The sequence below is a fragment of the Thermoactinomyces sp. CICC 10523 genome, from assembly GCF_016055105.1.
GTDB lineage: Bacteria > Bacillota > Bacilli > Thermoactinomycetales > Thermoactinomycetaceae > Thermoactinomyces_A > Thermoactinomyces_A daqus.
In genome coordinates this window covers 353,990-380,053 of sequence record NZ_JAECVX010000002.1, presented here as the reverse complement: position 1 = coordinate 380,053, position 26,064 = coordinate 353,990, and the positions used below count along the sequence as shown (strand labels likewise).

Genomic DNA, 26,064 nt, shown 5'->3' with positions numbered 1-26,064 from the left:
TATTAACCTCCTCCGACAAAATGAACGATCTCGACTACGTCGCCTGCCCTGAGCGGAGTTGCCTTGTGATCCTCTTTGGACAAGACCCGACGGTTATGTTCCACAATCACAATCCGCTCTCCCAGATGAAAGTGCTCTAGCAGGTCGCCAATTGTATCGATATGTTTTTCCACTTCATAGGGCTGACCATTTAATTGAATGGTTTTCATCTTCTCCCCCCTTCGTCCGTCTTCAACAGACGCATCGGTGAAAACGGCAACCACTCTTCCGCTGTTTCACCGAAAACCATCCGCGCCATCCATTCTCCGGTGAGCGGGCTGAGCAAAATTCCATTGCGGTAGTGACCACTGGCGATATACAGGTTATCGTATTCCTCCCATCGCCCGATATAGGGCAGACCGTCGTAACTTCCCGGACGAATGCCGGACCAGAACCGCGTGAGATTGGCATGTTCCAAAGCAGGAACGGCCTTGAGGGCCCATTCGAGGAGTGAACGGATCGCTTCCGCCTGCACCTGGCAATCGAATCTCCCCTTTTTTTCCGTCGCCCCGACAATGATTTCCCCGTTGGCTTTCGGCACCAGATAACCTTCTTCGCCAAACAGGGTGTGTTTCAAAACCGGGTGCGGAGATTGCAGTGCAAGGGACTCACCTTTCACCGGAACCATGGGTAGGGAAATATCCATCCCTTTGGCCACCCATTCGGTCCATGCCCCTGTCGCCAGAATCACCACATCGGCACTTTGGAGTCCGAGACTGGTCGAAACGCCGATCACACGCCTTCCTTCCCTCTGAAATGAATCGACACGGCACCCTTCGGCAAACTTGACGCCAAGACGGCCAGCCGCTCTGGCAAACGCCTGTGTCAGCCTCGGGGCCGATACCTGGTAATCATCGGGAAGATGCAGCGCGCCGACAATCCGATCACTCAGACCGGACTCCAATTCAAAACATTCTGTTACAGAGAGCCATCTGGCTGTCTGCCCGGCTTGCCGCTGCCACTCGCCCCGTTTCTTCAACCTTTCGGCTTCCGCTTCATCAAAGGCTAATTTCAATAAACCGGTCCTGTTTAATTCGATATCCAATCCGGTTTCAACCAGCAAGGCTTCAGCCAACCGTGGAAACATCGCCCGGCTCTTCAATCCGGCATCAACCATCGGTCCGGGGCGATCCATTTCCGCCTGGGCCCCAAGCATCCCGGCAGCCGCAGACGATGCCTGTGCACCAATCCTGTCGCGCTCCAGCACGGTTACCGTACATCCTTTTTTAGCCAGATGGTAAGCGATTGAACAACCGATCACCCCACCGCCGATTACCAAAACGTCACGATGCAAAATTCCACCTTCTTTTCATCTCTTCTGCCACTTTCTCCGGGGCTGGTGCTTGCGAAACTGCGGTAATGACAGCAACCCCGGCACAACCGGCCTTTCTGATCCGGGAAAGGTTGTCCATCCCGATCCCGCCAACCGCGATCACCGGAATGTTCACCCGGCTGACGATCTCCTCAAGGTGCTCTGTGCCAAGCGGAGGAAGTCCAGGCTTGGAGTTGCTCGTAAAGATATGCCCGACGAAGATATAATCCAATCCCTCTGTTTCAGCCCGTTTCGCCCCTTCCAGGGAGTGAACGGAACGCCCCACCCGCATCACCCGTTGCAACCTGCATAAAGTACGCGGAGAAATCTCTTCCTTTTCAGGCAGGTGAACACCGCCACAGTTTAACTGAAGGGCAACATCAATATGGGTGTTGATTACAATGGAAGAGGGCGGGAGATCCGTTTGCTGCAACAAATGATTCGCTATCGCCCGAACGCTGTCGGCGGACCGGTCCTTCAGCCGCAGATGAAAAGCATCCACCCACGGACAAAGAGACGGCCATATCCTGACCAGATCAGCCGGCGATTGCGTCCGATCCGAAATCACGTGCAATTCCATCATCCATCTCCTCTTTTAACAAAAAAACCGGCATCCGCATGGGGATACCGGTATTTATCCAAAAAACAACGAATACACGAATTTCCCCACTTCCTTTCGCTGGTATTAACCAGTTCAAGTTCAAAGGGTTGGAACCCCTTCCGTTCCTCTCAGCACAATGTGCACCCCTAGTGGCCATATGAATATGAAATTAACCAAAATACTAAATGTATCGTTTTTATTCTATCCCTTTTTTTCACTTTTCGTCAATTGTTTTCTAAGATATATCAATACAATCCCCTCCGGGGTCAATCGTTCGGCCACCCGGACAAACCCGTGTTTCTCATAACAGCGGATCGCCGGCAGATTGGCTTTCCCTGTCGTCACTCCCCACTCCTTCACCCCGTCTTCCTGCAATACTTTTTTTAACAACGCAGACGCCACCCCGCGGCGAAAATGGGAGGGGGAAACGGCGAGACGGCAAATGCGGATAAAATCACCCGTCCGCTTAAAAGCCAAAAAACCGGCCAATTCCTCTCCTGCAAAAAACCCGAGGAACGTTTCCCCTGATTGCTTGATTGAATCTTTTGTATCCTTTAACGGCGGTAACTCTTCACAGCCGATCATTTTGGCCTCCACCCGGTATGCCGCCTGCTGCACCTGTAAAATTTGTCTGACCTGCTCTTCGCTGCCCAAATGAATTCGCTTAATCAAACTCATTCACTCTTTTCCGAATTGACTGAGATTCGAACGTCCCCGTAAACAAACAATTGACAGGCTAACCGGCCTCCTTGAACCAGCTCTTCATCCCCCAGCCGATAAAGCTCTGAATCGGTATAATCGCTTAGATTCTCCATTCCCTCCTGCACATGGACCCTGCAGGTTCCACAGCGTCCCGTCGTGCATTGGAACGGCAGAGGAATCGACCTGGAGGCCGCCTCCAACAATAAATTGGCCCCGTCATAAACCTCGAATTCATAAGATTGATCTGACAGTTCAATCTTCACTCTCGGCAATTCTTCCAGCTCCTCTTCCCATGATAAAAAACCATCACCTCTTGTGCGATGATGGCAAACTGCGATCGCCCGGTCTATTTGGTATCCAATCCGTTGCTGTTCTGGCTCTGGTTCCACAGAAACCACCCCAGAAAAATCAGGATGACGGGCAACGCTACAAGAAGAATACGGGCACCATATTTGTGCATCACCTCAAAGCCTGTCTCCCAATTGGAGCCAAGGACATGTCCCAATCCGATAAAAGTGGCGCACCAGATGACTGCTCCCGCGTAGGCAAACAGCGAAAAACGGGAAAATGAAAGGCGCGATATCCCGGCAAGATAGGCAGTTACATGACGAACCCCGGGAATGAAATACCCGGCAAACAAAAGCCAGTTTCCGTACTTGCGAAAAAGAACCTGAGTAATGCGCAGACGGCGACGGGTAATAAAGATTTTGCGTCCGTACTTTTTCAAGAACGGGTAACCCAATTGCCGGCCCAGCAGGTAGCTGATCGTGATCCCGGACGCCGAACCGATCAAAGCGCTCAAATAAGTCATATACAGATTTAATTTTCCGATCGATGTCAAATACCCGAGAAAGGTCATTAAGATCTCATCCGGTAAAGGGATTCCCACAATTCCCAGTACCAGGAAAAGAAAGATGGCTATATACCCATACTCCTGCAGCATTATGAATAGCGTTTGTTCCATTGTATAACCCCGTTTTTCCCTTTACGTGCAAACACTTTAAGAATATCATACTTTAACCTTGAGCAAAAGATGCACGAATCCTGCGAGAATATGAGAACGTTGTTTCCGGAACTCCCCTGTCCTGACAAAGGAATCAGGACGGTTATAAGAAACCGCCCTACAGATACTGCGTGATTTCTGCCACTTTCTGCTCGTCAAGTCCTTTCACCGCTTCATGCAGGAGGCGGGCTGCATTTTCCAGATCGGTTTTGCTTACCATGGAGACATGGCTGTGAATATACCTTGCCGCAACTCCAATCACCAGCGAAGGCGTTCCTTTTCCATACAGGTGGAACTGGCCGGCATCGGTTCCGCCTCCTGTCATGATCTCAATCTGATAAGGAATATTGTTTTTCTCGGCCACTTCGACGACATAATTGCGCAGACGAATATTGGGAACCATTGTCGCATCCAAAAAGGTGATCAGCGGGCCTTTCCCCATTTTCGGTTTATTTTCTGTTTCCACTCCCGGTTGGTCTTCGGCAATTCCCACATCAACGGCAAAAGCCAGATCCGGTTTCACCAGGCGCGGAGCCGTCGTCGCTCCTCTGAGTCCCACTTCCTCCTGAACGGTTGCCCCGGCAATCACAGTATTGGGATGCGACTCCATTTTCAGCCGTTCCACCATTTGCAGAGCCAGCCAGCAGCCGGTCCGGTTATCCAGCGCTTTGGCCAAAATCGTATCATTGTCAGGCATGATCTCAAACGGGCAGAGCGGCACAACGGGATCACCGACCCGGATGCCCCACTCCTTTACCTGCTCATCGCTGTGGGCACCGACGTCAATAAACATTTCTTTCATCGGATACACCCTATTGCGCTCTTCCGCTGTTAAAACGTGCGGTGGTTTGGAGCCGATCACGCCTGTAAACACGCGATTTTCAGTCATGATTTGCACGCGTTGCGAAAGCAGCACCTGGCTCCACCAGCCTCCCAACGGCGTAAAGCGAAGGTAGCCCGATTTGGTAATTTCAGAAACCATAAAGCCAACCTCATCCAGATGGGCTGCCACCATGATGCGGGGTTTGCTGCTGGTTCCCTGAATCTCGGCAAATATCCCGCCAAGGCCGTCTGTCATGATATGAACATGATGCTTTTTCATTTCGCGTTCCATGATGGCACGAACTTCGTGCTCGTACCCGGAAACGGCTCTCGCTTCGGTTAATTCTTTCAATAAGTGCATTTTCATCCCCCTTATGGTCTGGCCTTTTTATAAGTTCTGCTCTTTTCATCCTTTTTATAACCCTCTTTTTAACCAGTCCCTTTACATATTTCTGCGGATCGTTTTTCAAACTATCCTTAAAAGCATTTGAGGAGCCCGATGCGATGAAAGCATTTTTTGCTTCACTGATGCTGTTTGTGCTGTTGGGGCAATCCTTGCTTCCGGACTCCACAGGCAACCCGGCCGCCGGGACGCTATGGCAAAAACCGTTATACGGCGATTACGGGGCTGAAATCAGGGAGAAAAAACCGCGGGCGGACGGGCTCTTCCACGTGGACACCCCGCAAATGATCCATCATCTCAAAGATTTAAAGGTGAACACGTATTTTTACTTAGTTTGGCATCAACCTTCCGACTGGGACGATTTGCGCAATGAATTTCTTCCTGCAGCGCAAAAAGCGGGAATCCGTGTCTGGGTCTATCTTGTCCCTCCTTCCGAAACGGCCATTCACTCACCGGAACCGTACGGGAAAGATTACGTGGCCTGGGCGCGTGCAGTCGCCCGTTTATCGCTGCGTTATCCCAATTTGCAGGGAATTGTGATGGACGATTTCAGCGAAAATCTTTCTTTTTTCACACCGGCCGTCCTCAAAGCGATCAAAGATGCGGGAAAAAAGGAAAATCCCTCTTTTCAGTTTCTGCCGCAAATCTACTATCCGTATATCACCGATGGCTTGCTGAAAGCCTACCGCCCTTACTTTGACGGTGTGGTAATGAGCTTTCGCGACGACCAGTTTCGCAACACGCAAAAAATCGACCGCCTGGTTGACCAGATTGACACGATGCAGGCACGAACCCGGAAGGTTGGATTGCCGTTTATTCTCATGCTCTATACAAGCAAGTTGTCAGCCACCCCTGCTAGTCCGTCCGTTTCTTATGTGGAGGGGGCTTTAAAACTGGCGCTTCACCGCCTGAAACTGAGACAAATTCAAGGTGTGGTCACGTATCTGTTGCAAAAGGAATTTACGGCAGAAGACAATGAGAATATTGCTCCCTCAGGAATGGGATATGCCAATCTCTTCGTTCCCGCCGGCATGAAAAACCGGAACGAGAACAATGTACAGTGGGTTCAGCGGATCTATCTTCCACCTTCGCCTTCATATGAACTCACCTTTTGGCATATGAGCACTTATCCGGCCTCCGGCAAGCCGATCTCCATCCAAAAACAGCTGTGGATTGATGACTGCCTCGTTTGGAAAAAACCGCTGAATGCCACCCCGTCTGAAAAATGGGTCAAAGAGACGGTTCATCTTACTCCCTACCTGAAAGGAAAGCGAACCGCCCTTCTCTCCCTGCGCCTGTCCGTAAAGGAAAAAGATCAGGCAGACTGGGCCTACGCCGGTTTTGACCACTTGCAGACAAAAGGATTCGTGGTTCAAAATGCCGATTTTGAAGAACGGGATAAGCATTGGACGGTGATGTCCACATCCCGGGGGTTAATCGGCGAAATCTTGATCTATGATCCCGGTCGCCGGTACCGGGTTTACCAAGCGATCAAAACTCATTTGACCGCATTTGATCTTTATCAAACAATGGTCGAATCGACAGACCAACCATTGCTCGCCCGCCAGGCCGACCACCTGTTAAACTGTGTCCTGCTAAAACAGGACCAATCCGCTTTGCAAACACTGGAACAGATGACGCAAAACCTCATTTTTGACAAATCGGTCTCCTTGATGGCAAAGAAACGGCTGATTCAGGAAATTTATCAACTCTATCGCATATTGGATGCGCAATCTCTGGGAAACAAGGCTGTTGACCTTTCTTCGTCAACGGCCTTTTTTGATATCCCATGCACGCCAGAAATCCCCATCAACTCCGACACACACTCCCGAGCCGACCGCCATATCGCGGGTTTTACCAATCATCAAAAATCTTTCGGCGAACATGATCGCACCTCTCATTCCCATCCGGGCCATAAAAAACAGACCATGGCAAATCGCGCATGGTCTACATTTCTTCCCGATCGATCACCTGCCTGCGAAAATTGTCGGAGGCATCGGCAATGGCCAGGCGGTTTTCAAGAGTGTTGATCACATTGGCATAATAGGTAGCAGCCTGATCCATATGTCCCATCTCAATCAAGTTTTGGTAAGTATCATAGCTTTCCGCGAGCAAACGAAAGGTTTTGTTGAATTCAGGCTCGTCCATGATCGGCGGGCGATTGTCCCCTTCTTCGTTATAAAACATTTTATATCTCTCAATATACGCATCATACGAAGTAAAATCCGGATTCATCTCACTTCAACCTTTTTTAACATATTTAGGGTTAGTTTTGCTTCTTTCGCCCCAATCTATGCGAAATCCGGACATAAAAAAAGACTGCCGACATTCAGCCAATGCCAGCAGTCACGGATGACGCACAAGCGTCTTTTTGCTCCGAACAAGCGATGAGAAAAGCAAACAATAAGCCGAGTTCTGTTCTCCGGGTGGTCCGGTCGACGGCTTGCTCGTCTTCCACCCATTGGAGTGGCAATCATCTGTCTAGGTCGTACATTGCTGCACGACTCATGCGACCAACCCGAGATCACTGCGGGCCACAGTTGCACATCATGTGCTGATCTCCTATCAGGTCTTGCTCCGGGTGGGGTTTACCTAGCCAGCATGTCTCCATGCTGCTGGTGCGCTCTTACCGCACCGTTGCATCCTTGCCTGTGAGGCAAACAGCCTCCATCGGCGGTCTACATTTCTGTGGCACTAGCCTTAGGGTCGCCCCCACCGGCCGTTAGCCGGCACCCTGCCCTGTGGAGCTCGGACTTTCCTCCCGTGGGACCTTGCGGTACACCACCGGCGATTGCCTTGTTTACTTTTCTCCTGTGCATCTACATATTTTAACAAAGCGAGAAATCAAGCGCAACTGGTAATCAGCGGAAATGCTATCCCCCGATAAAGCGGAAGGGATTGGTGTTGACGCGGGAAGCAAAAACCGAAACGGCCTCGCCCAGTTGCCGTTGCAGGATATGGCGGACCCGGTCGACAACATGATGCTCAACATGATGGCCGACATCCAGCAGATTCAGCCCGATGGCCTCTGCCTCCTGCGCTGTGTGATAATCGATGTCTCCCGTGATGTACACATCGGCGCCCGCCTGTTTCGCTTCGTGAATATACCGTCCCCCTGAACCGCCGAGAATCGCCACCCGACGGACAGGATTGGACCACTCACCCACCGCTTTTAAACCGTCCAGTTGATAGGACTGTTTCACCGTCCGCGCAAAATCAAGCAGTGTTGTTTGTTCCGGCAGTTGGCCGATTCGCCCGAATCCCAGCTTTTTCCCTTTCAGTTCCAATGGATAGAGATCGTAGGCAACCTCCTCATAGGGATGGGCAGCCAGCATGGCCTGAATCACTTGTTCCTGCAGATGATCCGGCAAAATCGTCTCCAGGCGAATTTCTTGCACTTTTTCCAACTCACCCTGTTGCCCGATAAAGGGGGAAGTTCCTTCGCGGGGCATGAATGTACCGGTTCCTTCCACATTAAACGTGCAATGGCTGTATTTGCCGATCCATCCGGCGCCGGCCGCACACACGGCGTCGAGCACCTGTTCATGATGGGAAACCGGAACGGTGACAACCAGCTTTTTCAGTTTTTCCTCACGGTAGGAAATGAGCACGCGAAGATGCTGAAGGCCCAACTTTTCTGCCAAAACAACATTTACCCCTTCGTCGGCGGCATCCAGATTCGTATGGGCCACATAAACATTGATGTCATGTTTAAGCAATTTGGCAATCATTCGTCCGGCGGGTTGATCCGTGCGTACGGCTTTAAGGGGATGGAAGATGACGGCATGATGGGCGATGATCCAATTCGCATTTCTCTGAATCGCTTCATCGACAACCTCTTCATTTACATCGAGCGTAACCAGCACTCCTTTGACCTCTGCTTCCGGATCACCCACCTGCAGCCCGATCCGGTCGTTATCCACGGCCAGGCGCGGTGGTGCATAATGATTCATCGCTTTGATCAATTCGACTCCCCGGATAGACATGTGAACACCTTCCTCCATTGTTCCAGTTCGTCCGCGAGTTTTTTCCTGCGGATGACTGCTTCCTCCGACTTTCCTTTTGCCAACTGCTGATACACCTTTTCTTTGGCTGCAAGCTCTTCTGCAACCTTCCGCTGCAACAACGGATGCTTTTCTCTCCACAATACCGGTCCGATCTCCAGCAGCAGGGAAGAAGGCAGACCGCTCCTGCCATAAGCATCCTCTTCCCCCGGTTCGGCGACGATGATCTCATACAAAATTCCGGCCTCTTCCACAATCGTCTCGGCGACAATGCGGAAGTGGTTTTGCCGCAGCCACTCCCGAACCCGGTACGCCCCGATATTCGGTTGCAAGATCAAACGACGGACACGGGTCAGCTTTTCTTTTCCCTCTTCGAGAATGTTCGCGATGAGTGAACCGCCCATGCCGGCAATCACGACCGCATCCACTTCCCCTTCCTCCAGGACCGACAGGCCGTCTCCGAGACGAACCTCGATCACTTCCTCATACCCCATAAGCCGAACACGATTTTTGGCATTTTCAAAGGGTCCCCGGTTGATTTCCCCGACGATGCCCTTTTTCAGCCGCTTTTGTTTCGCCAGATGGAGCAACAGAAAAGCGTGGTCGCCGCCAATGTCCGCCACGCGGATCCGGTCGGGAACAAACTCGGCCAGGGTCTGAAGTCGTTTGGATATTTGCCATCCTGGTATGTAAGATGATGATTCCACCATGGCTAAAGCTCTCTCCTCCTGTTCTCGGCCCTCTTATTATAACATCTTCGCCCGCCGCTGAATAAAATGGCATCCGAAGGAGGGATGAAGATGTCCGTCAACAATATTTTCAACTGCAAAATCAGCAATATGTTTACCACCGCCCGGATTCAGGTGGGCAACTCCCTTCAACTCGCTCCTGAGAACAGATCAAAAACCCTTGGCGGTGCGTCAACGATCGGAGACGGAGGCGTCAATGTAAGCGGAGCCGGCAACGTATCGATCGATCCGGATCTGATCGACCAAGTTTACGCCTGGATTTAAAAAAAGCCGGAAATGATTCCGGCCCGAAAAACAAGAGTCCGACGGGTCTGTCGCAAAGGTCGCTGCGAGTTTCCCCGCGATTGAACATCGGACGCTTATTTATGCTTGAAATACAGCCATTCATCGAAAAAGGGAGTGAGATCTTTTCCGGCCACCTCGTTGGCAACACGGATAAAATCCCGGGTGGTCGCCACTTTAAAACGATATCGTTCATAATAGGTGTGCAGAATATCCATCACCTTTTTCTCGCCGATCTCGTCCATCAGCTGAAACATCATCGCCGCCGGACGAATATAAACCATCATGCCGTAGACGGCGTCAGGATAGTCATATAATCTCTCCACCGAGGTTACCCCGACGACGCGGTGAATTTCATCCGTCCGTTTGGCAGCTTTTTTTAACAGTCCCCGCTCATCCTCTTTCATTTTCTTTTGCATGTAGAGGAATTCCGAAAAAGTGGTCAATCCTTCGTCCAGCCAGGGTTCTTTTACCTGGTTGTTGCCGACAACACCATACCACCATTGGTGGGCCAACTCATGCACGACCACATTGACAGCCGGCACCTGTCCCGACTCTGCCGGCACTGTCGGAATCGATGTCACCAGACCGGGATACTCCATGCCGGCAATGCCAAACCCCGTCTCCCCGAGAACGATGTCGACCTCATCATAGGGATAGGGGCCAAACCGCTCTCCGTAAAATTTCATCCCCGAAACAGCCGCCTCATGCAGCGGTTTCACCACATTTTCCATCCCTTTGAGGTACCATAAATTCACCTGGATGTTTCCCATTTTCCCGCGCGTCACCCGGTAATCTTTGGTCAAAACCGCCGCAAAATCGCGTACGCGCTCCTGTTTTACCGTAATGGGGGAACGAACCTTCCCATCTGCATTATTCCCGGTGGAGATCACCTGATATCCTTGCGGTAAACGAAACGTGACTTCAAAGTCGGACATTTGCGTGTAAAAAGGATCGCCGACGGTTGTATACGGCTCTGTATGCCAACCGTCCTGATCCCTGACCGACAGCATCGGATACCACTGCGCCAGAAAAGCAGTCTGTTTAAAGGTATTTAACCTTGTTCCTCCGCGGGGCAGATTCAAAAGAAAATCCATTTCGATCCGCGCACTCTTTCCCTTCGTCAGCGGTGTCGGCAAAGGAATCCGCATGATAATCCCGCTGATTTTTTCCTTTACCGGTTTGCCGTCGACGCGCACATTGGAAATATCGATGTAACCCGGTTTTTGCGGTTTTGCTTCCCGACCGTATTTCCAGTCGCGAAACACATTGGGATAAAGGTGAAAAAAGGCTTCCGTCTGTGCTCTTGTTCCCTGTGCGGGCAGGATCAGCTCCATATGCGCCTTTACTTCATCCTTTTGCGGTACATACGTCGCATCAATCCGGTATTGCGGCCGTTGTCCTTCCGCCGCAGGGGCAGCAAACATCTTCCCTCTCATGCCAAACAGGAGTGGGAATATCAACACCAAACAAACGCCGATAGAAAAAAAGCGGCTTTTCATCTGTCCGTCACCTCGAATCCAAAGTCAATTCCCGTTTAGGATGACCGATTCTCCCAAAAAATATGACAGACGAAAAAACCGCTTCGCTGATTCACCTGTCTTACAAGTTTCCCCGGCGAGCCTGTTCGCGTTCGATCGCTTCAAACAAAGCCTTAAAGTTTCCATCACCGAAGCCACGCGCGCCTTTGCGCTGGATAATCTCGAAGAACAGCGTCGGCCGATCCACGATCGGTTTGGTGAAGATCTGGAGCAAGTAACCTTCATCATCCCGGTCCACCAAAATGTGCAGACGTTTTAAATCTTCGATGCTTTCATCAATTTCGCCCACCCGGTCAAGCAGTGTTTCATAATACGTATCCGGTGTGTAAAGGAATTCGACCCCATTTTCTTTCAGCGATTCCACGGTGGCGACAATATCCTCGGTGATGAGAGCAATATGCTGAACTCCTGCACCGTGATAAAAGTCCAGAAACTCCTGGATCTGAGATTTTCGTTTCCCCTCTGCCGGCTCGTTGATCGGAAACTTGATCCGGCCTGTGCCATTTTGCATGACTTTTGACATGAGCGCCGAATATTCAGTGCTGATATCTTCATCATCAAAATGGATCAATTGTTTAAAGCCCATCACCTTTTCATAATACGAAACCCATTCTTCCATCTTCTCCACGTTGCCGACCACATGATCGACGCCGATAATGCCGACGGAACGAACGGGCAGGTTGAGTTCTCCCGGCACGAATCCCGGTGCGAACAGCCCGTTGTAGTTTTTTCGCTCAACCAGGGTATGCACCGTGTCCCCATATGTTCCGATCACCGCTTTCTTCACGATTCCATGTTCATCTTGTTCGGCATAAGGCTTCCTGATGGCGATCGCTCCCCGTTTGATCGCCTCGGAGAAAGCGGTTTCAGCATCCTCGACGCGAAGGGCAATATCCTTTACTCCATCCCCGTGTTTTTGCACAAACCGCGCAATCTCATGATCCGGCTGATATGATCCGCTGACCAGGATGCGCACGTTCCCCTGTTCAAGCAGATACGAAACTTTTTCCCGATTGCCGGTTTCCAGGCCACTGTACGCCACCGGGCGAAAGCCATAAGTTTGGCAGAAAAAGTAAGCAGCCTGCTTGGCATTTCCGGTGTAATATTCCAAATAGTCAATGTCATAGATCGGGAAAAAATCAGTTTGCAACTCTTCGGGAAGTTGGAATGATTTGCTCACGACAGAATATTCCCCCTTTTACGAAAGAGTTTCCTAACTCAAGAATATCGTGCAGCCCAAAACGACGCAAGCATCTACAGTGCTGCGCCGTCGCTTTTACGTAATGAAAGGCTGTGAAAATCTTCAGGAATCATGGAATAAATGCAGGTGTTTCGCAAACGAAGATCAGCCGACAACTGGTCATTGCGAAGCACGCCTTCCAATGTATAACCCAGCCGTTCAGCCACTTTGCGACTCCTCACATTTCGCTGGTCGCAACGAATTTCAATCCGGTTCGCCTTCAATATTTCAAAGGCAAACACGGTTAAACCCCGGACCGCTTCCGTGATATACCCTTTTCCCATCATTTTTTTCCGGCACCAATATCCAATCTCGAACTTGCGGATTCTCCAATCGATTCTGTGCAATCCGCTGCTGCCGACAAAGAGATTGCTTCCTTTTTCAAACAGATGGAAACGAAGATCGCTCCGCTCGAGAAACTGGCAGTAAGCCTGGCGGATATTCGCTTCCATCTCCACCTGATCCAGCGGTTTCTGTGCCCAATCCATCCATGGTTTCAGCAACTCCAACGTCTCGGTGGCAGCTTCATATACCAACGCTCCGTCACCAGGCAAGGGGCATCGGATCACAAGCCTTTCCGTTTCAAAGGAGTGCGGAAAATTCATCAAAATGGGCGGCAATGGTTTCATGACTGAAAGATCTCCATTTCCTTAAGATTTTTCTATCCAAATTTTACAGGACTCTTCCAAAAAAACAAACCGATTCCGTTTAAGGAAATCGGTTTGTAACCGTCATGCTTCCGTTTCGCCTGCGCCAGCCTAACTTTCCTGACGGTTGATCATAAACTGCTCCCGTAATTTGTATTTTTGAATTTTCCCGCTTGCCGTCATCGGATAGGAATCGACAAAAATCACATGCTCGGGAATTTTGTATTTGGCGATCTTGCCGGTACAAAATTGCCGGATCTCCTCTTCCGAACAATCGGTCCCTTCTTTTTTGCGAACAAAAGCGACGGGAATCTCTCCGTATTTTTCATCGGGGACGCCAACGATCTGGACATCCAGCACTTTGGGGTGCGTGTACAAAAATTCCTCAATTTCCCGAGGGTAGATATTTTCCCCGCCGCGGATGATCATATCCTTGAGCCGTCCGGTAATCCGATAGTAGCCCTCTTCCGTCCGTATCGCCAGATCCCCCGTATGCAGCCAGCCCTCTTCATCAATCACCTCTTCTGTCTCGCGCGGCATTTTGTAATACCCTTTCATCACGTGATAGCCCCTTGTGCATAATTCCCCCTGCTGTCCGTCTCCGAGCAGCTCGCCCGTTTGGGGATCAACGATTTTCACTTCAACATGGGGCAGCGGCTTCCCAACAGTTGTCACCCGCATCTCCAGCGCATCATCGGTTCTCGTCTGCGTGATCACCGGAGAAGATTCTGTCTGCCCGTAGGCGATGGTCAATTCCCGGATTCCCATCTCTTCGGTCACTTTCCGCATCACTTCAATCGGACAGTTGGACCCGGCCATGATTCCCGTCCGAAGCGTACTGAAATCGGTCCGGGAAAAGCGCGGGTGATTCAATTCGGAGATAAACATGGTCGGAACACCGTGAAGAGCAGTGCATCGCTCTTTTTCCACCGTTTCCAGCACCTTGCCGGCATCAAAGGTAACGAGGGGAATCATGGTTGCGCCAACACTGACACAGGCAAGGGTACCCAACACACAGCCGAAACAATGGAAAAAGGGGACAGGGATGCACATGCGGTCCGCCTGCGTCAGCCTCATGCATTCAGCGATATTGCGGGCGTTGTTCACGATATTCCGGTGGGTCAGCATCACCCCTTTGGGAAAGCCGGTTGTGCCTGAGGTATATTGCATATTGATCACATCGTCGGGGGACAGCGATGCTTCTCTTCGCATCAGTTCTTCATCATCCAGCTCCGCACCCATCTCGATCAGGTCCCGCCAGATGAAAGTACCCGGATAACGTTTGTCACCCAGCAGGATGACATTTTTCAGATGCGGCAGCCGCTTCGCTTTCAATCTTCCCGGTTGCGAGTGGATCAGCTCGGGGCAAATCTGGTAGAGCATGTCGATAAAGCGCGTCCCGTGCACCTGTTCTTCCAAAATTAATGTTTCCGTATCTGATTGCCTTAACAAATACTCCAGTTCACGTACCCGGTAATGCGTATTGACCGTAATCATCACCGTGCCGATTTTCGCTGTTGCAAATTGTGTGATCAGCCATTCCGGTTGATTGGTCGCCCAAATGGAAAGATGATGCCCTTTTTTCAGGCCGAGTTTCATCAGCCCTTTGGCTGTTCGGTTTACCTGATTTTGGAACTTGCGGTAGGTCCAGCGAAGATTTTTTTCCGGATATACCACGGCCTCCTCTTCTCCGAATTTGTGGACCTGCTCAGCCAACAGCCCGCCAACTGTGAGATCCAACAATTCCGCCACTCGCCGCCGCCCCCTTTTTTCTGTGAAAATTTTTTGCTATTCCCTGTTAACAGCCGATCTCCCGCGCGATGATGTTGCGCTGTATCTCCGATGTCCCTTCCCCGATTTCCGTCAATTTGGCATCACGGAAGAAGCGCTCCACTTTATAATCGCGCATATAGCCCCAACCGCCGAGAATCTGCACCGCCTGTGTCGTCACCCACATCGCCGTCTCGGAAGCAAACAGTTTGCACATCGAGGCTTCTTTGGTAAATTTGCGCCCCTGATCCTTCAGCCAGGCGGCTTTATACACATAAGTCCTCGCCAATTCGATTTTCATATGCATATCGGCCAATTTATGGGCAACTGCCTGAAATTTGGAGATGGATTGGCCAAATTGAGTCCGTTCTTTGGCATATTGAAGAGCCAGTTCATAGGCTCCCTGGGCGATTCCCACAGCCATCGCCCCGATTCCGATTCGCCCTCCGTCGAGCGTGATCAAAAACTGTTTAAACCCTCTGCCGATTTCGCCCAGGCGATTTTCATCGGGAACCCGTACGTTTTCCAGAACCAGCTCCGTGGTATTGGAACTGTGAAGCCCTAATTTTTCATAATTATCAATCACCCGGAATCCCGGTTGGTCCGTTGAAACGATAAAAGAAGTGATTTCCCTTTTGCCTTGCGAGTTTCCCGTCACTGCGGTCAGGGCCAAGAAATCAGCGTAACTCGCATTGGTGATAAAGCATTTGGAACCGTTAATAATCCATTCATTGCCTTCTTTCACCGCACGTGTTTTGGTACCGCCTGCATCCGAACCGGCATTCGGCTCCGTCAGACCAAATGCCCCCAGTGTCTTCCCCTCACACAACGGAACCAGGTATTTCTGTTTCTGCTCCTCCGTGCCAAACAGGTAGAGCGGGGCACAACCGAGAGAAATATGGGCGGAATAGGTGATCCCAGTCGAAGCGCAAACCCGGCTCAGTTCTTCCACGGCAATCGCAAAGCTGACCGTATCCGCACCGGCCCCGCCATATTCTTCCGGAAAGGGCAATCCCATCAGCTTCAATTCGCCCATTTTCTCGAATATCTCTTTTGGAAATCGCTTGGTCCGATCCCGCTCATCCGCTCCGGGAGCAACTTCTCCTTCGGCAAAATCACGCATCAAGTTGCGAATCATCTTTTGTTCGCTCGTCAGTTCATAGTTCACAGCACTCCACTCCTCCCAGATGTATGACAGCGCTTTCATTTTCATTATAGGTTGACTTGTTTTATTACTTCAAGAATTTTTAAAAGTCAGTTGGATGCCTGCCAAATTCAACAAAAATTGTCCGAAACTTATTTGCATTGGGGATTGAAAAGGGATAAAATTTAATCAACAAAAAACAAAAAAGCACCCAATCCGTGTGGGTGCCCAGTTTGCGGGAAAGAGTTATTCAAGGAAATCTTTAAGCCGTTTGCTGCGACTCGGGTGGCGCAGTTTCCGTAAAGCCTTGGCTTCAATCTGGCGAATCCGTTCCCGTGTAACACCAAAAACTTTTCCTACCTCTTCGAGAGTCCGGGTACGTCCGTCATCCAGCCCGAAACGCAGGCGCAAGACGTTTTCTTCCCGTTCCGAGAGAGTGTCCAGCACTTCTTTCAACTGCTCTTTCAGCAGTTCGTAAGCTGCGGCATCCGCAGGAGCTTGTGCATCGTCATCCGGAATGAAATCCCCCAGGTGAGAGTCGTCCTCTTCACCGATCGGCGTTTCCAGAGAAACAGGCTCTTGGGCGATTTTCATGATCTCACGCACTTTTTCCGGGCTGAGCCCCATCTCTTCCGCAATTTCTTCGGGAGACGGCTCTCGTCCCAACTCCTGAAGCAACTGCCTGGAAACACGTATCAATTTATTGATGGTTTCCACCATATGAACGGGAATCCGAATCGTCCTGGCCTGATCGGCAATGGCGCGGGTGATCGCCTGGCGAATCCACCAGGTTGCGTATGTGCTGAATTTGTATCCTTTGCGGTAATCGAACTTCTCAACGGCTTTGATCAAACCCATATTGCCCTCCTGAATCAAATCCAGGAACAACATGCCACGCCCGACATAGCGTTTGGCGATGCTGACAACCAGGCGCAGGTTTGCCTCAGCCAGCCTTCTCTTCGCTTCTTCATCCCCCTGTTCGATCCGTTTGGCCAACTCCACTTCTTCTTCCGCCGTCAACAGGGGAACACGGCCGATCTCTTTCAGGTACATCCGAACGGGGTCATTGATTTTAACCCCCGGGGGAGGGGTCAAATCCTCTTCCAGATAATCCTCGGCTTCTACGTCGACATCATCCGCATCTTCAAACTCATCGTCGTTGTCCTCGTTAATCACTTCAATTCCCTGATCGCTCAGATGTTCAAAAAACTCATCGATATGCTGGGAATCCTGCTCAAATGGAGCCATTTTTTCCATAATCAGCTTATATGTGAGAACCCCTTGTTTTTTCCCAAGTTCGACCAGTTGCTCTTTCACTTGGTCCAGAGTTAATTCCAACTCGGTATCCACATTTTGTTCCTTTGCCAAATTCGTCTTCCTCCTTTCTGATGAACTCGCTTACTTCATCCGCATTTGCAACTGCTTTCTGAGCTGCAAAATTTCCAAGGACAACTGGGCGGCTTTGACGGGTTCATCAGCACGCGATAATTGTTCAACCATTTTCTCTTTTTCTTCGATCTCTTTAAGAAGAGGAGCCATTTTCACATGCCGGACATAATCCAGAAGCGCATCCTCCGCAATCTCCTCCGGTAACTCGAGCATAGCCAGTTCGCTCGCTTTTGAAGACAGGCTCTCATCCTCGAGAGAACTTATAAAACGGCCAGGGTTTTCGGGATTTCCTTGGTCATAATAAGCATATAGATAAGCAGCCAGCGCTGCGTAAATTTCATTATAAAAGTCTGCTCCCAAATGATTTTTCACCCATTCGGTAACAGATTTGCTTCGGATCATATGGGCTATAAGAAACATCTCGGATTTTTCGGCAACCGATGCCGGACCACCACTACCGAGCAAATGTTTGCTAACCTCTCGATACCCATTATTCCACTTGGTTCCCTCTTTATCCCTTCTGGCCTCTCTCTTTTTTCGCGTTCGCGCCTTTCTTCTCTCTTCCTTCAGGGCCTCCAGCGACAGCTGAAACTCTTCGGACAAACGGCGCAGGTAGTGATCCTGTTCGATGGCCAGCGGCAGTTCGGCAATCGCATCAATAGCTTCAGCCAAATACTTCATCCGCTGGTCTTCGTCCTTAAGATCATAATTTTTCTTTAGACTTTCCAGTTTAAACGCAGTTAATGACAACGAGGCAGCCAAGATTTCCTCTTTAAAGGCTGTACCCCCAAATTGCCTGATGTAATCATCGGGATCAAGTCCGACAGGCATCTGCGCCACCTTGACGGTCACTTCACTCCCTTTCAGCACATCAAGACCGCGTACCGCGGCATTCTGTCCCGCGTTGTCCGCGTCATAGCAGATATAAACCGTATCGGTGTTTCGCTTGATCAAGCGCGCATGGGCATCGGTCAATGATGTCCCCAGGGTGGCTACGGTGTTGCAAATCCCCGCCTGCCAAGCAGTAATGACATCCATATACCCTTCAAACAAAAGGACAGACGCTTCTTTTCTCATGTGAGAACGTGAACGATGAAGATTAAATAAATGATTCCTTTTATGAAATAACGGTGACTCCGGACTGTTTAAGTATTTTGGACGTCCATCACCAAGCAGGCGACCGCCAAACGCGATCACTTTTCCCTGCGAATCGTGGATGGGAAACATGATCCGGTCACGGAAGAGATCAAAATACCTTTTCTTCGATCCTTTGTCCCGTGAGGTGATTAACCCTGCTTTTTCGAGCAGTTCTTCATGAAACCCTCTTTTTTTAAGAAATGGAAGAAGAAATTGATAAGAAGGAGGTGCATACCCGAGCTGAAACTCGGCAATTGCTTCCGGAGAGACATTTCGCCGGCGCAAATATTGTCTTGCTGCTTTTCCATACTCGGTTGCCACCAAGATGTGATGATAAAGCTTCGCTGCCAAGTCCAAGGCTTTGCGCATCTGCTGGCGTTCATCCTCTTCCGGATCACCAGGATCGGCGTCCGTATCCGGTATGTGAATGCCGGCTTGATCTGCCAAATGCCTGATCGCTTCGGCAAATGTGAGCTGTTCAATCTCCATAATAAATTTTATGCAATCCCCGCCCGCTCCACAGCCAAAACAATAAAAAATCTGCTTGTCCGGCGAAACTGAAAAGGAAGGGGATTTTTCGGAATGAAACGGACATAATCCAAAATAATTTCTTCCGCTTTTTTTGAGCTGAACATATTGTTGGACGAGATCGACAATATCAAAATGCTGCCTCACTTGGTCAATCAATTCGTCAGGGATTCTTCCTCCCATAAAAACCACTGCTTTCTACCCCAGACCATGGTATGACTCCTGATCAAACTCTTCCAGAAACGCGGAACGAATGTTATCATTCGCCACCATTCGGCAAAGTCCTTCCGATTTTTTCGCTCCCGCCACTGGTAATATATAGATATTAAAGTTCGTTCATTTCCTTATCCTCCTATTCTACAAAAAAATAGCTTCTCCTTCTGTTAACCTTTTTTTACAATAGAAGAAAACGAAAAAAATGTCGAGCCTGCCCAGTATGTTTTCTTAACAATTTATCTTACTTCGATCAAAGAATTATTTCAATAAAAAATGCCCAGGATCTGGCTGGGCATTTTAAGGGAATCTCTGTCAATTTTTTTGTTTTTGTTCCTTTTTAACGGATATTGCCGCTTGTGCTGCTGCCAACCGCGCGAGCGGCACCCGGAACGGCGAACAGCTCACATACTGAAGGCCGGCTTCATGGCAAAATTGAATGGAGTTTTTCTCCCCGCCGTGTTCCCCGCAAATGCCGACTTTCAATTCCGGTTTGACCGAACGCCCTTTTTCCACACCCAGGCGGACCAACTGGCCGACGCCTTTCCGATCCAGCGTGACAAAAGGATTATCCGCCAGAATTTTATTTTCCACATACCCGTGCAAAAATTTCCCTTCCGCATCATCACGGCTGAAGCCAAATGTCGTCTGGGTCAGATCGTTGGTGCCGAACGAGAAGAAATCGGCTTCCGTTGCGATCTCATCCGCTGTCAGCGCAGCACGCGGCACTTCGATCATCGTCCCGACGGAATAGGAAATCGCTTCTCCCTCTTTTACCGTTTCCGCCGCCACGCGTTCGACCAGCTCCCGCATCCGTTTTAATTCGTTCACATGCCCGACGAGCGGAATCATGATTTCCGGCATCACGTTAATTCCTTCCCTCCGACATTCGTCGGCGGCAAGGAATATTGCCTTTACCTGCATTTCGTAGATTTCCGGATGAGTGAGCCCCAAACGGCATCCGCGGTGACCGAGCATCGGATTAAATTCGCTGAGCGCCCGAACTTTTTTCAGCAATTTTTCCTTTTCAAGGTATTCTTCTTCCTTGTCTCTGCCTTGCATTTGCATTTTGGTCAGTTCAACGATCAATTCCTCACTGTTCGGCAAAAATTCATGCAACGGGGGATCAAGCAACCGGATTGTTACCGGCAAACCGTCCATTTCGCGAAAGATTCCTTTAAAATCTTCTTTCTGCATGGGAAGCAGTTTGGCAAGTGCCCGCTCCCTTTCGGCAAACGTCTCCGCCAAAATCATTTCCTGGACGATCGGAACCCGTTCCGCCTCCATGAACATGTGCTCCGTCCGGCACAAACCGATTCCTTCCGCACCCAGCTGCCGCGCTTTCCCTGCGTCGACAGGATTGTCCGCATTGGCTCTCACGCCCAGAACGCGCCGCTCATCAGCCCAATTTAACAACTCCCGGAATTCGGCGGACAACTCCGGATCGATCAGCGGAACTTCTCCCCGAATCACCTGTCCCGTGCTTCCATCGATGGAAATGAAATCACCTTCCTTGAGCCGAATTTCCCCGAGCACTGCTTCCTTCAGGCGCAGGTCGATTTTTAATTGTTCCAATCCGCAAACACAGGCTTTCCCCATGCCACGGGCAACCACGGCAGCATGGCTGGTCATTCCACCCCGTGTCGTCAGAATTCCCTGAGCCGCCAAAATCCCGTGAATATCTTCCGGCGTCGTTTCCGGACGAACCAGGATCACCTTTTCCCCTTTACCTGCCAACTGCTCTGCCTGATCCGCGTCAAATACGATTTTTCCGGAAGCCGCACCGGGGGAAGCGGGAAGCCCCTTCGCCAGCACCTCCTTGGGCGCATTGGGATCAATCCGGCGGTGCAACATTTGATCCAGTTGTTCCGGTGCGATGCGGAGAAGCGCTTCATCCCGGTCGATAATCCCCTCATACGCCAGATCGACGGCGATTTTCACCGCAGCCTGCGCTGTGCGCTTTCCGGCCCTGGTTTGCAGAATATACAGTTTTCCCCGCTCAATGGTAAATTCGATGTCCTGCATGTCCTGATAATATCGCTCCAGTTCCTGGCAGATCCTCTTCAGTTCTTGATCAATCTCCGGCATTTTCTCCTGCAAAACGCGGATGGGCTGGGGTGTGCGAATTCCCGCCACGACATCTTCTCCCTGGGCGTTAAGCAAAAACTCGCCGTAAAGCTCCTTGTCCCCGGAAGAAGGATTTCGTGTAAAGGCCACACCAGTTCCCGAATCCTCTCCCATATTGCCGAACACCATCATCTGAACGTTGACGGCGGTTCCCAGCGTATCCGGAATCTTGTTCATTTTGCGATAAACCTTTGCCCGGGCATTATTCCATGATTTAAATACGGCCTCGGCAGCCTGATGCAACTGCTCCATCGGATCTTCCGGAAAGCGCTTTCCCGTTTGCCGTAAAATCAGCTGTTTAAATCGAGACGTCACTTCTTTCCAGTCGGCCGCCTCCAATTCCGTATCATATTGAACTTTGGCTTTCTCTTTCCGCTCATTGATGATCTTTTCAAACAGATAATGGGGAATCTCCAGCACGACATCTCCAAACATCTGAATAAAGCGGCGGTAACAATCGTAAGCGAAGCGGGGATTACCGGTGGCACTCGACAGCCCTTCGACGGTACGGTCGTTCAGCCCCAGGTTTAAAATCGTATCCATCATCCCGGGCATGGAGAATTTTGCCCCCGAGCGAACGGAAACGAGCAACGGTGAATCAGGATCCCCAAATCTTTTTCCGCTCTCCCTCTCCAGGTGTTGCAAGGCTTCCTTCACTTGCTCCCACAAACCGTCCGGCAACATTCCCCCGTTGTTCATATAGAAGCGACAGGCGTCTGTTGTAATGGTAAACCCGGGAGGAACCGGGAGGCCGGCCCGGGTCATCTCCGCCAGATTGGCCCCTTTTCCTCCCAGTAAATCCTTCATGCCCGCATTTCCTTCATGAAAATGAACCACCCATTTCTCACGCATGCCTGTTTCCTCCTCTTTTTAAGATATCCAGGATGATATTCGCCGTTTCCTCAACCGCTTTATTGGAAACATCGATCATCGGGCAACCCAGACGGCGGATCACCTTTTCGGAATACTCCAGTTCATACAAAATCCGCTCCATGCTGGCATAATTGGCGCCGGAGGCGAGCCCGAGCGCTTTCAGCCGTTCGCGGCGAATATTATTGAGCTGGTTCGGATCGATCGTTAACCCGATCAGGCGGTGAACAGGCACACGATACAACTCCTCCGGCGGTTCAACCTCGGGAACCAAGGGCACATTGGCTACTTTGTATCGTTTATGCGCCAAATACATCGACAGCGGCGTCTTTGATGTACGTGATACCCCCACCAGCACAACATCGGCACTTAAAAGTCCCCTCGGGTCTTTTCCGTCATCATATTTCACGGCAAACTCAATCGCTTCAACCTTGCGGAAATACTCTTCGTCCAATTTATGAATCAAGCCCGGTTCCATTTTCGGGGTAAGCTGGTACAAACGGGACATTCCCTCCAGCATCGGGCCCATAATATCGACATAGATCACCTGCTTGCGCTCCGCCTCTTCAATCAGCAGCTGACGCAGCTCATGAATAACCAAGGTAAAGGCGATCATCGCATGTTCTTCTTTTGCTGCCTGTACTGTCTCGATAATCGTTTCGCGATCAGTGGCATAGGGAACACGGCGAATTTCAATGTCACCGCAACTAAACTGGCTGGAAGCAGCTTTTACAACAAGTTCAGCCGTCTCCCCGACCGAATCGGAGATGACGTAAACAATGGGTTGATTGTTCATGAAAATGGGTTTCCCCTCCTTCAGGTTTGTTTCTATGGTTGTCCGAGTTCCACAAAAACTTTGACCAGTGTTGTTTTGCTGATGCGCCCGATTACTTCCCATTCACCGGGCCTGTCGGCGAAGGGTCTGACCACGGGCAGCGAATCCACCTCGTGCCGCATCATGGACAGTGCAGCTTCAAACAGGGTGTCATCCGGCTGGCAGGTGATGATGTTGGGCATCCGGGTCATGACCACCCCCACCGGCATTGTGTGCAGATCCTGTTTTCCCATGGCCGCCTGCAACAAATCCTTTCTGGAAATGACCCCCGCCAGCTGCCCTTCTTTTTTGATTACGTAAAGGGAACCCACATCTTCCAAGAACATGCTGCAAATCGCGTCGTAAACAGAAGTATCCTCCTGCACAACAACCGGCATCGATTTGTAATCTCTGACGTAGAGATTGCGAACATGTTCACCCATCAACTGATTTGCTGTTTTTCCCGAATAAAAATAGCCAACGCGCGGACGCGCCTCCAATAAGCCGGCCATCGTCAGGATCGCCAGATCCGGTCGCAGGGTTGCACGGGTCAGATTCAGCTTTTCAGCAATCGATTCACCAGTGATGGGCCCCTCCGCTTTTACGATTTCAAGGATTTTTTCCTGACGTTTCGAAAGTTCGATTTCAATCGCACCTCCAGATCACGGGGATGTAGTTAATTGTGACATACTTTTATTTTGATATCCACATATAGTATATACTAATCGACGAGCGAATTACCACCGTAAATTTTCTTCGGGAGAAAGAGCCCGTTTCACATCCTGCTTTGAATGGAATTTTTGTTTTGCGATCATCCTAACAAAAGAAGTTCGCAGCTCTTATTCTGCCTCGGCGATATTTTATCCCGATCGCAAGGGAAGCTATCAAAACAAATCATTCCCGATCAACCCACACCCTCTAATAACCTACAATCATACAGGCAGGTGTAAAACACATGATGAAAAGCAATCAAGACTTAAAACACACTCTTTCCTATCTACACTCTGAACTGAACCGCATTGAAACGATGGCGGGAACATTGGCCACGATTGAACAAGAACACTACGGCAAACTCACCAACTATGATCATCGTGAGTTGGTCGACATTGCCGTGGAAGAGCAACATGCGGCCCGTCAGCTGGGGACCATCAGGCAAATGTGCCTGGCGATGGCACAAAAGGTGGAAAGCCTCAAAAACGGGATCGACCGCGTGGGACCCAAGGAGCATACGGATCATGCTGAAATTCATTGAACGATGGATTCGGGCCACGATCAACGAAACAATCGATCAGGCGATTCTCCGGACCATTCGGGATCAGTACATCGAAAACCTGTTTGAAATGGTTCCCGCCACGACAAAAGTGGGGGTCACCAATCTGATGGAAATCGCCATGAGGGCAAATCAGGGCACTCCGGTTTCCCGTCCGTTGGGCAGCCCGATACACTTGTCCCCGTGGGAGAAAATCCTGTTTAATCCCGTCCATCTCTTCCGCTTCCCCACCCCTGAAAATGTCGGAATCAACACTTCGGTGACCATCGGCCCCCGCGCCAAAAAACCGATGACTATCTCCATTCCAATCATGATCGCCGCCATGTCGTTTGGAGGAGCACTGAGCAAACCGGCCAAAATCGCGCTCGCCAAAGCAGCCACTATGGTCGGGACAGCGACCAACTCAGGGGAAGCGGGACTCATGAAAGAAGAACGGGAAGCGGCCAATTTGTTTATCGGTCAGTACAATCGGGGCGGTTGGATGAACCAGCCCGAAAAATACAAGCTTTTGGATGCGGTGGAGATCCAGTTGGGGCAGGGGGCTCAGGGTTCGGCCCCGCAACGTACCGCCGCGCATAATATCGGGGAAGATTACAGGGAAGTGTTTGGTTTGCGACCGGGGGAAGATGCACGAATCCACTCACGGCTACCCGGTGTCAATTCCAAAGAAGACTTCATCCGGCTGGTGAGAAGGTTGCGCGAGGAGACCGGTGTACCTGTCGGTTTGAAAATCGCCGCTACGCATCACTTGGAAAAAGAATTGCAGATTGCTGTCGAGGCAGGAGTCGACTTTATCACGATCGATGGTGCGGAGGGGGGAACGCATGGGGGAGTTCCCACGTTGCAGGATGATGTCGGTTTGCCCACTCTCTTCGCCATCACCAGAGCTTCGGATTTCCTGGCGCGAAAAGGAGCCACACGCAAGATCAGCCTGATTGCCACCGGAGGGTTGGTCACTCCGGGTCAAATGTTGAAGGCACTCGCCCTGGGCGCAGACAGCGTTTATATCGGAACGGCTGCTTTAATGGCACTGGCGAGCGAGCAAATGGTAAAAGCACTTCCCTTTGAACCGCCAACCAGCCTGCTCGTTTACACAGGCAAAAAGACGGATCAACTGGATGTCGAGCAGGCGACACGAAACTTGGTACGGTATCTGAACGCCGTGGTCCGGGAAATGGAATTGGTCATCCTATCGTTGGGCAAAACGGCTGTCGCCGACTTGTCCAAATCGGATTTATGCACGATTGATCCTTTTATCGCCAAAGCTACGGGAATCCAGTTAGGCTATGTCTCTCCCGAAGATCAATCCCGTTTCTTTGCGGAGACGGAACCGGCGTTTCATCATTTCCGCGATTTCCCTCAGCCGGAAAAGGAGCAACCTGTTATTCCCCCACACTAAACGTCATTGATCCGTTGCAGGGATATTCCTGCAACGGATCAATCAATCATAAAATTGG

General features: G+C 50.4%; 24 protein-coding genes, 1 other RNA gene and 1 riboswitch. Of the genes, 4 read left to right on the top strand and 21 right to left on the bottom strand.

From position 1 onward, the window contains the following. Positions 1 to 2: 2 nt before the first annotated feature. From thiS to I8U19_RS04785, 7 genes are all read right to left on the bottom strand, one after another. Complete coding sequence (gene thiS / locus I8U19_RS04815) at positions 3 to 209, bottom strand: sulfur carrier protein ThiS (protein WP_033101706.1); 207 nt, start codon at positions 207 to 209, stop codon at positions 3 to 5. Then, on the bottom strand, positions 206 to 1,333 hold the full coding sequence (gene thiO, locus I8U19_RS04810; protein ID WP_198055322.1) for a glycine oxidase ThiO: 1,128 nt from the start codon (positions 1,331 to 1,333) through the stop codon (positions 206 to 208). Before thiO ends, thiS begins: the two co-directional genes overlap by 4 nt. Then, the gene (locus I8U19_RS04805) at positions 1,323 to 1,931 is read right to left on the bottom strand and encodes a thiamine phosphate synthase (RefSeq protein ID WP_052154344.1); all 609 of its coding nucleotides are present in this window, start codon (positions 1,929 to 1,931) and stop codon (positions 1,323 to 1,325) included. The genes thiO and I8U19_RS04805 overlap by 11 nt, the downstream gene beginning before the upstream one ends. A gap of 74 nt (positions 1,932 to 2,005) precedes the next feature. Beyond that, a riboswitch (TPP riboswitch) is annotated at positions 2,006 to 2,110 on the bottom strand. Between the two features lie 43 nt (positions 2,111 to 2,153). Then, positions 2,154 to 2,630 (bottom strand): GNAT family N-acetyltransferase, encoded by a 477-nt coding sequence (locus I8U19_RS04800; protein ID WP_232330937.1) that lies wholly within the window; start codon positions 2,628 to 2,630, stop codon positions 2,154 to 2,156. Further along, entirely contained in the window at positions 2,627 to 3,043 is a 417-nt protein-coding gene (locus I8U19_RS17215; protein ID WP_198055321.1) for a 2Fe-2S iron-sulfur cluster-binding protein, read from the bottom strand. The genes I8U19_RS04800 and I8U19_RS17215 overlap by 4 nt, the downstream gene beginning before the upstream one ends. Then, positions 3,001 to 3,618, bottom strand: coding sequence for a DedA family protein (locus I8U19_RS04790; protein WP_198055320.1), 618 nt, complete (start codon positions 3,616 to 3,618; stop codon positions 3,001 to 3,003). Before I8U19_RS04790 ends, I8U19_RS17215 begins: the two co-directional genes overlap by 43 nt. A 157-nt stretch (positions 3,619 to 3,775) precedes the next feature. Then, on the bottom strand, positions 3,776 to 4,840 hold the full coding sequence (locus I8U19_RS04785) for a M42 family metallopeptidase (RefSeq protein WP_033101711.1): 1,065 nt from the start codon (positions 4,838 to 4,840) through the stop codon (positions 3,776 to 3,778). 143 nt (positions 4,841 to 4,983) lie between these two features. Between I8U19_RS04785 and I8U19_RS04780 the strand changes: the two genes are divergently transcribed. Then, the gene (locus tag I8U19_RS04780) at positions 4,984 to 6,912 is read left to right on the top strand and encodes a hypothetical protein (protein WP_198055319.1); all 1,929 of its coding nucleotides are present in this window, start codon (positions 4,984 to 4,986) and stop codon (positions 6,910 to 6,912) included. Here the strand turns inward: I8U19_RS04780 and I8U19_RS04775 are convergent. From I8U19_RS04775 to I8U19_RS04760, 4 genes are all read right to left on the bottom strand, one after another. Next, the gene (locus I8U19_RS04775; RefSeq protein ID WP_152568590.1) at positions 6,830 to 7,117 is read right to left on the bottom strand and encodes a hypothetical protein; all 288 of its coding nucleotides are present in this window, start codon (positions 7,115 to 7,117) and stop codon (positions 6,830 to 6,832) included. The two genes, I8U19_RS04780 and I8U19_RS04775, sit on opposite strands and share 83 nt — an antisense overlap. A gap of 154 nt (positions 7,118 to 7,271) precedes the next feature. Beyond that, positions 7,272 to 7,689, bottom strand: an RNA gene (rnpB, locus tag I8U19_RS04770) — RNase P RNA component class A. Positions 7,690 to 7,755: 66 nt separating this feature from the next. Then, positions 7,756 to 8,868: a Nif3-like dinuclear metal center hexameric protein gene (locus I8U19_RS04765; RefSeq protein WP_198055318.1), complete on the bottom strand. Its 1,113-nt coding sequence runs from the start codon at positions 8,866 to 8,868 to the stop codon at positions 7,756 to 7,758. Next, the gene (locus I8U19_RS04760; RefSeq protein WP_052154345.1) at positions 8,844 to 9,596 is read right to left on the bottom strand and encodes a tRNA (adenine(22)-N(1))-methyltransferase; all 753 of its coding nucleotides are present in this window, start codon (positions 9,594 to 9,596) and stop codon (positions 8,844 to 8,846) included. The genes I8U19_RS04765 and I8U19_RS04760 overlap by 25 nt, the downstream gene beginning before the upstream one ends. Positions 9,597 to 9,686: 90 nt before the next feature. Between I8U19_RS04760 and I8U19_RS04755 the strand changes: the two genes are divergently transcribed. Further along, positions 9,687 to 9,899 carry a spore germination protein gene (locus I8U19_RS04755; RefSeq protein WP_033101715.1) on the top strand — a complete coding sequence of 71 codons (213 nt, stop codon included), beginning with the start codon at positions 9,687 to 9,689 and terminating at the stop codon, positions 9,897 to 9,899. Between the two features lie 95 nt (positions 9,900 to 9,994). Here I8U19_RS04755 and I8U19_RS04750 read toward each other — a convergent pair whose 3' ends face one another. The 10 genes from I8U19_RS04750 to ccpN all read right to left on the bottom strand — a co-directional run bounded on the left by I8U19_RS04750 (position 9,995) and on the right by ccpN (position 23,987). After that, positions 9,995 to 11,419, bottom strand: a complete 1,425-nt coding sequence (locus I8U19_RS04750) for a M1 family metallopeptidase (RefSeq protein ID WP_198055317.1) — start codon at positions 11,417 to 11,419, stop codon at positions 9,995 to 9,997. Between the two features lie 100 nt (positions 11,420 to 11,519). Further along, on the bottom strand, positions 11,520 to 12,638 hold the full coding sequence (gene hppD / locus I8U19_RS04745) for a 4-hydroxyphenylpyruvate dioxygenase (protein ID WP_198055316.1): 1,119 nt from the start codon (positions 12,636 to 12,638) through the stop codon (positions 11,520 to 11,522). Between the two features lie 74 nt (positions 12,639 to 12,712). Next, entirely contained in the window at positions 12,713 to 13,318 is a 606-nt protein-coding gene (locus I8U19_RS04740; protein ID WP_198055358.1) for a GNAT family N-acetyltransferase, read from the bottom strand. A 138-nt stretch (positions 13,319 to 13,456) separates the two neighbouring features. Further along, complete coding sequence (locus I8U19_RS04735; RefSeq protein ID WP_198055357.1) at positions 13,457 to 15,088, bottom strand: AMP-binding protein; 1,632 nt, start codon at positions 15,086 to 15,088, stop codon at positions 13,457 to 13,459. A gap of 55 nt (positions 15,089 to 15,143) precedes the next feature. Beyond that, positions 15,144 to 16,283: an acyl-CoA dehydrogenase gene (locus I8U19_RS04730; protein ID WP_033101717.1), complete on the bottom strand. Its 1,140-nt coding sequence runs from the start codon at positions 16,281 to 16,283 to the stop codon at positions 15,144 to 15,146. 222 nt (positions 16,284 to 16,505) lie between these two features. Beyond that, on the bottom strand, positions 16,506 to 17,627 hold the full coding sequence (gene rpoD, locus I8U19_RS04725; protein ID WP_033101718.1) for an RNA polymerase sigma factor RpoD: 1,122 nt from the start codon (positions 17,625 to 17,627) through the stop codon (positions 16,506 to 16,508). A 30-nt stretch (positions 17,628 to 17,657) separates the two neighbouring features. Then, on the bottom strand, positions 17,658 to 19,496 hold the full coding sequence (gene dnaG / locus I8U19_RS04720) for a DNA primase (RefSeq protein ID WP_198055315.1): 1,839 nt from the start codon (positions 19,494 to 19,496) through the stop codon (positions 17,658 to 17,660). 345 nt (positions 19,497 to 19,841) lie between these two features. Beyond that, positions 19,842 to 22,505: a pyruvate, phosphate dikinase gene (ppdK, locus tag I8U19_RS04715; RefSeq protein ID WP_198055314.1), complete on the bottom strand. Its 2,664-nt coding sequence runs from the start codon at positions 22,503 to 22,505 to the stop codon at positions 19,842 to 19,844. Then, a complete protein-coding gene (locus tag I8U19_RS04710; RefSeq protein ID WP_033101720.1) occupies positions 22,498 to 23,319 on the bottom strand; it encodes a pyruvate, water dikinase regulatory protein in 822 nt (273 codons plus the stop codon). Before I8U19_RS04710 ends, ppdK begins: the two co-directional genes overlap by 8 nt. 32 nt (positions 23,320 to 23,351) lie before the next feature. Then, positions 23,352 to 23,987: a transcriptional regulator CcpN gene (gene ccpN / locus I8U19_RS04705; RefSeq protein WP_033101721.1), complete on the bottom strand. Its 636-nt coding sequence runs from the start codon at positions 23,985 to 23,987 to the stop codon at positions 23,352 to 23,354. Positions 23,988 to 24,292: 305 nt separating this feature from the next. Here ccpN and I8U19_RS04700 point away from each other — a divergent pair, with 305 nt between their 5' ends. Together I8U19_RS04700 and I8U19_RS04695 are read left to right on the top strand one after the other, a co-directional pair. Further along, complete coding sequence (locus tag I8U19_RS04700; protein WP_033101722.1) at positions 24,293 to 24,589, top strand: hypothetical protein; 297 nt, start codon at positions 24,293 to 24,295, stop codon at positions 24,587 to 24,589. Next, the gene (locus tag I8U19_RS04695) at positions 24,573 to 26,006 is read left to right on the top strand and encodes an FMN-binding glutamate synthase family protein (protein WP_198055313.1); all 1,434 of its coding nucleotides are present in this window, start codon (positions 24,573 to 24,575) and stop codon (positions 26,004 to 26,006) included. Before I8U19_RS04700 ends, I8U19_RS04695 begins: the two co-directional genes overlap by 17 nt. The last annotated feature ends 58 nt before the right edge of the window (positions 26,007 to 26,064 follow it).

Bases quoted from the DNA above. Each gene is read 5' to 3' on its own strand.
- I8U19_RS04760 (WP_052154345.1), bottom strand. From the start codon at position 9,596: ATGGTGGAATCATCATCTTACATACCAGGATGGCAAATATCCAAACGA.
- I8U19_RS04805 (WP_052154344.1), bottom strand. From the start codon at position 1,931: ATGGAATTGCACGTGATTTCGGATCGGACGCAATCGCCGGCTGATCTG.
- I8U19_RS04695 (WP_198055313.1), top strand. From the start codon at position 24,573: ATGCTGAAATTCATTGAACGATGGATTCGGGCCACGATCAACGAAACA.
- I8U19_RS04775 (WP_152568590.1), bottom strand. From the start codon at position 7,117: ATGAATCCGGATTTTACTTCGTATGATGCGTATATTGAGAGATATAAA.
- I8U19_RS04700 (WP_033101722.1), top strand. From the start codon at position 24,293: ATGATGAAAAGCAATCAAGACTTAAAACACACTCTTTCCTATCTACAC.
- I8U19_RS04750 (WP_198055317.1), bottom strand. From the start codon at position 11,419: ATGAAAAGCCGCTTTTTTTCTATCGGCGTTTGTTTGGTGTTGATATTC.
- dnaG (WP_198055315.1), bottom strand. From the start codon at position 19,496: ATGGGAGGAAGAATCCCTGACGAATTGATTGACCAAGTGAGGCAGCAT.
- I8U19_RS04755 (WP_033101715.1), top strand. From the start codon at position 9,687: ATGTCCGTCAACAATATTTTCAACTGCAAAATCAGCAATATGTTTACC.
- ppdK (WP_198055314.1), bottom strand. From the start codon at position 22,505: ATGCGTGAGAAATGGGTGGTTCATTTTCATGAAGGAAATGCGGGCATG.
- I8U19_RS04790 (WP_198055320.1), bottom strand. From the start codon at position 3,618: ATGGAACAAACGCTATTCATAATGCTGCAGGAGTATGGGTATATAGCC.
- I8U19_RS04800 (WP_232330937.1), bottom strand. From the start codon at position 2,630: ATGAGTTTGATTAAGCGAATTCATTTGGGCAGCGAAGAGCAGGTCAGA.
- I8U19_RS04780 (WP_198055319.1), top strand. From the start codon at position 4,984: ATGAAAGCATTTTTTGCTTCACTGATGCTGTTTGTGCTGTTGGGGCAA.
- I8U19_RS04710 (WP_033101720.1), bottom strand. From the start codon at position 23,319: ATGAACAATCAACCCATTGTTTACGTCATCTCCGATTCGGTCGGGGAG.
- I8U19_RS04785 (WP_033101711.1), bottom strand. From the start codon at position 4,840: ATGCACTTATTGAAAGAATTAACCGAAGCGAGAGCCGTTTCCGGGTAC.
- I8U19_RS04765 (WP_198055318.1), bottom strand. From the start codon at position 8,868: ATGTCTATCCGGGGAGTCGAATTGATCAAAGCGATGAATCATTATGCA.
- thiS (WP_033101706.1), bottom strand. From the start codon at position 209: ATGAAAACCATTCAATTAAATGGTCAGCCCTATGAAGTGGAAAAACAT.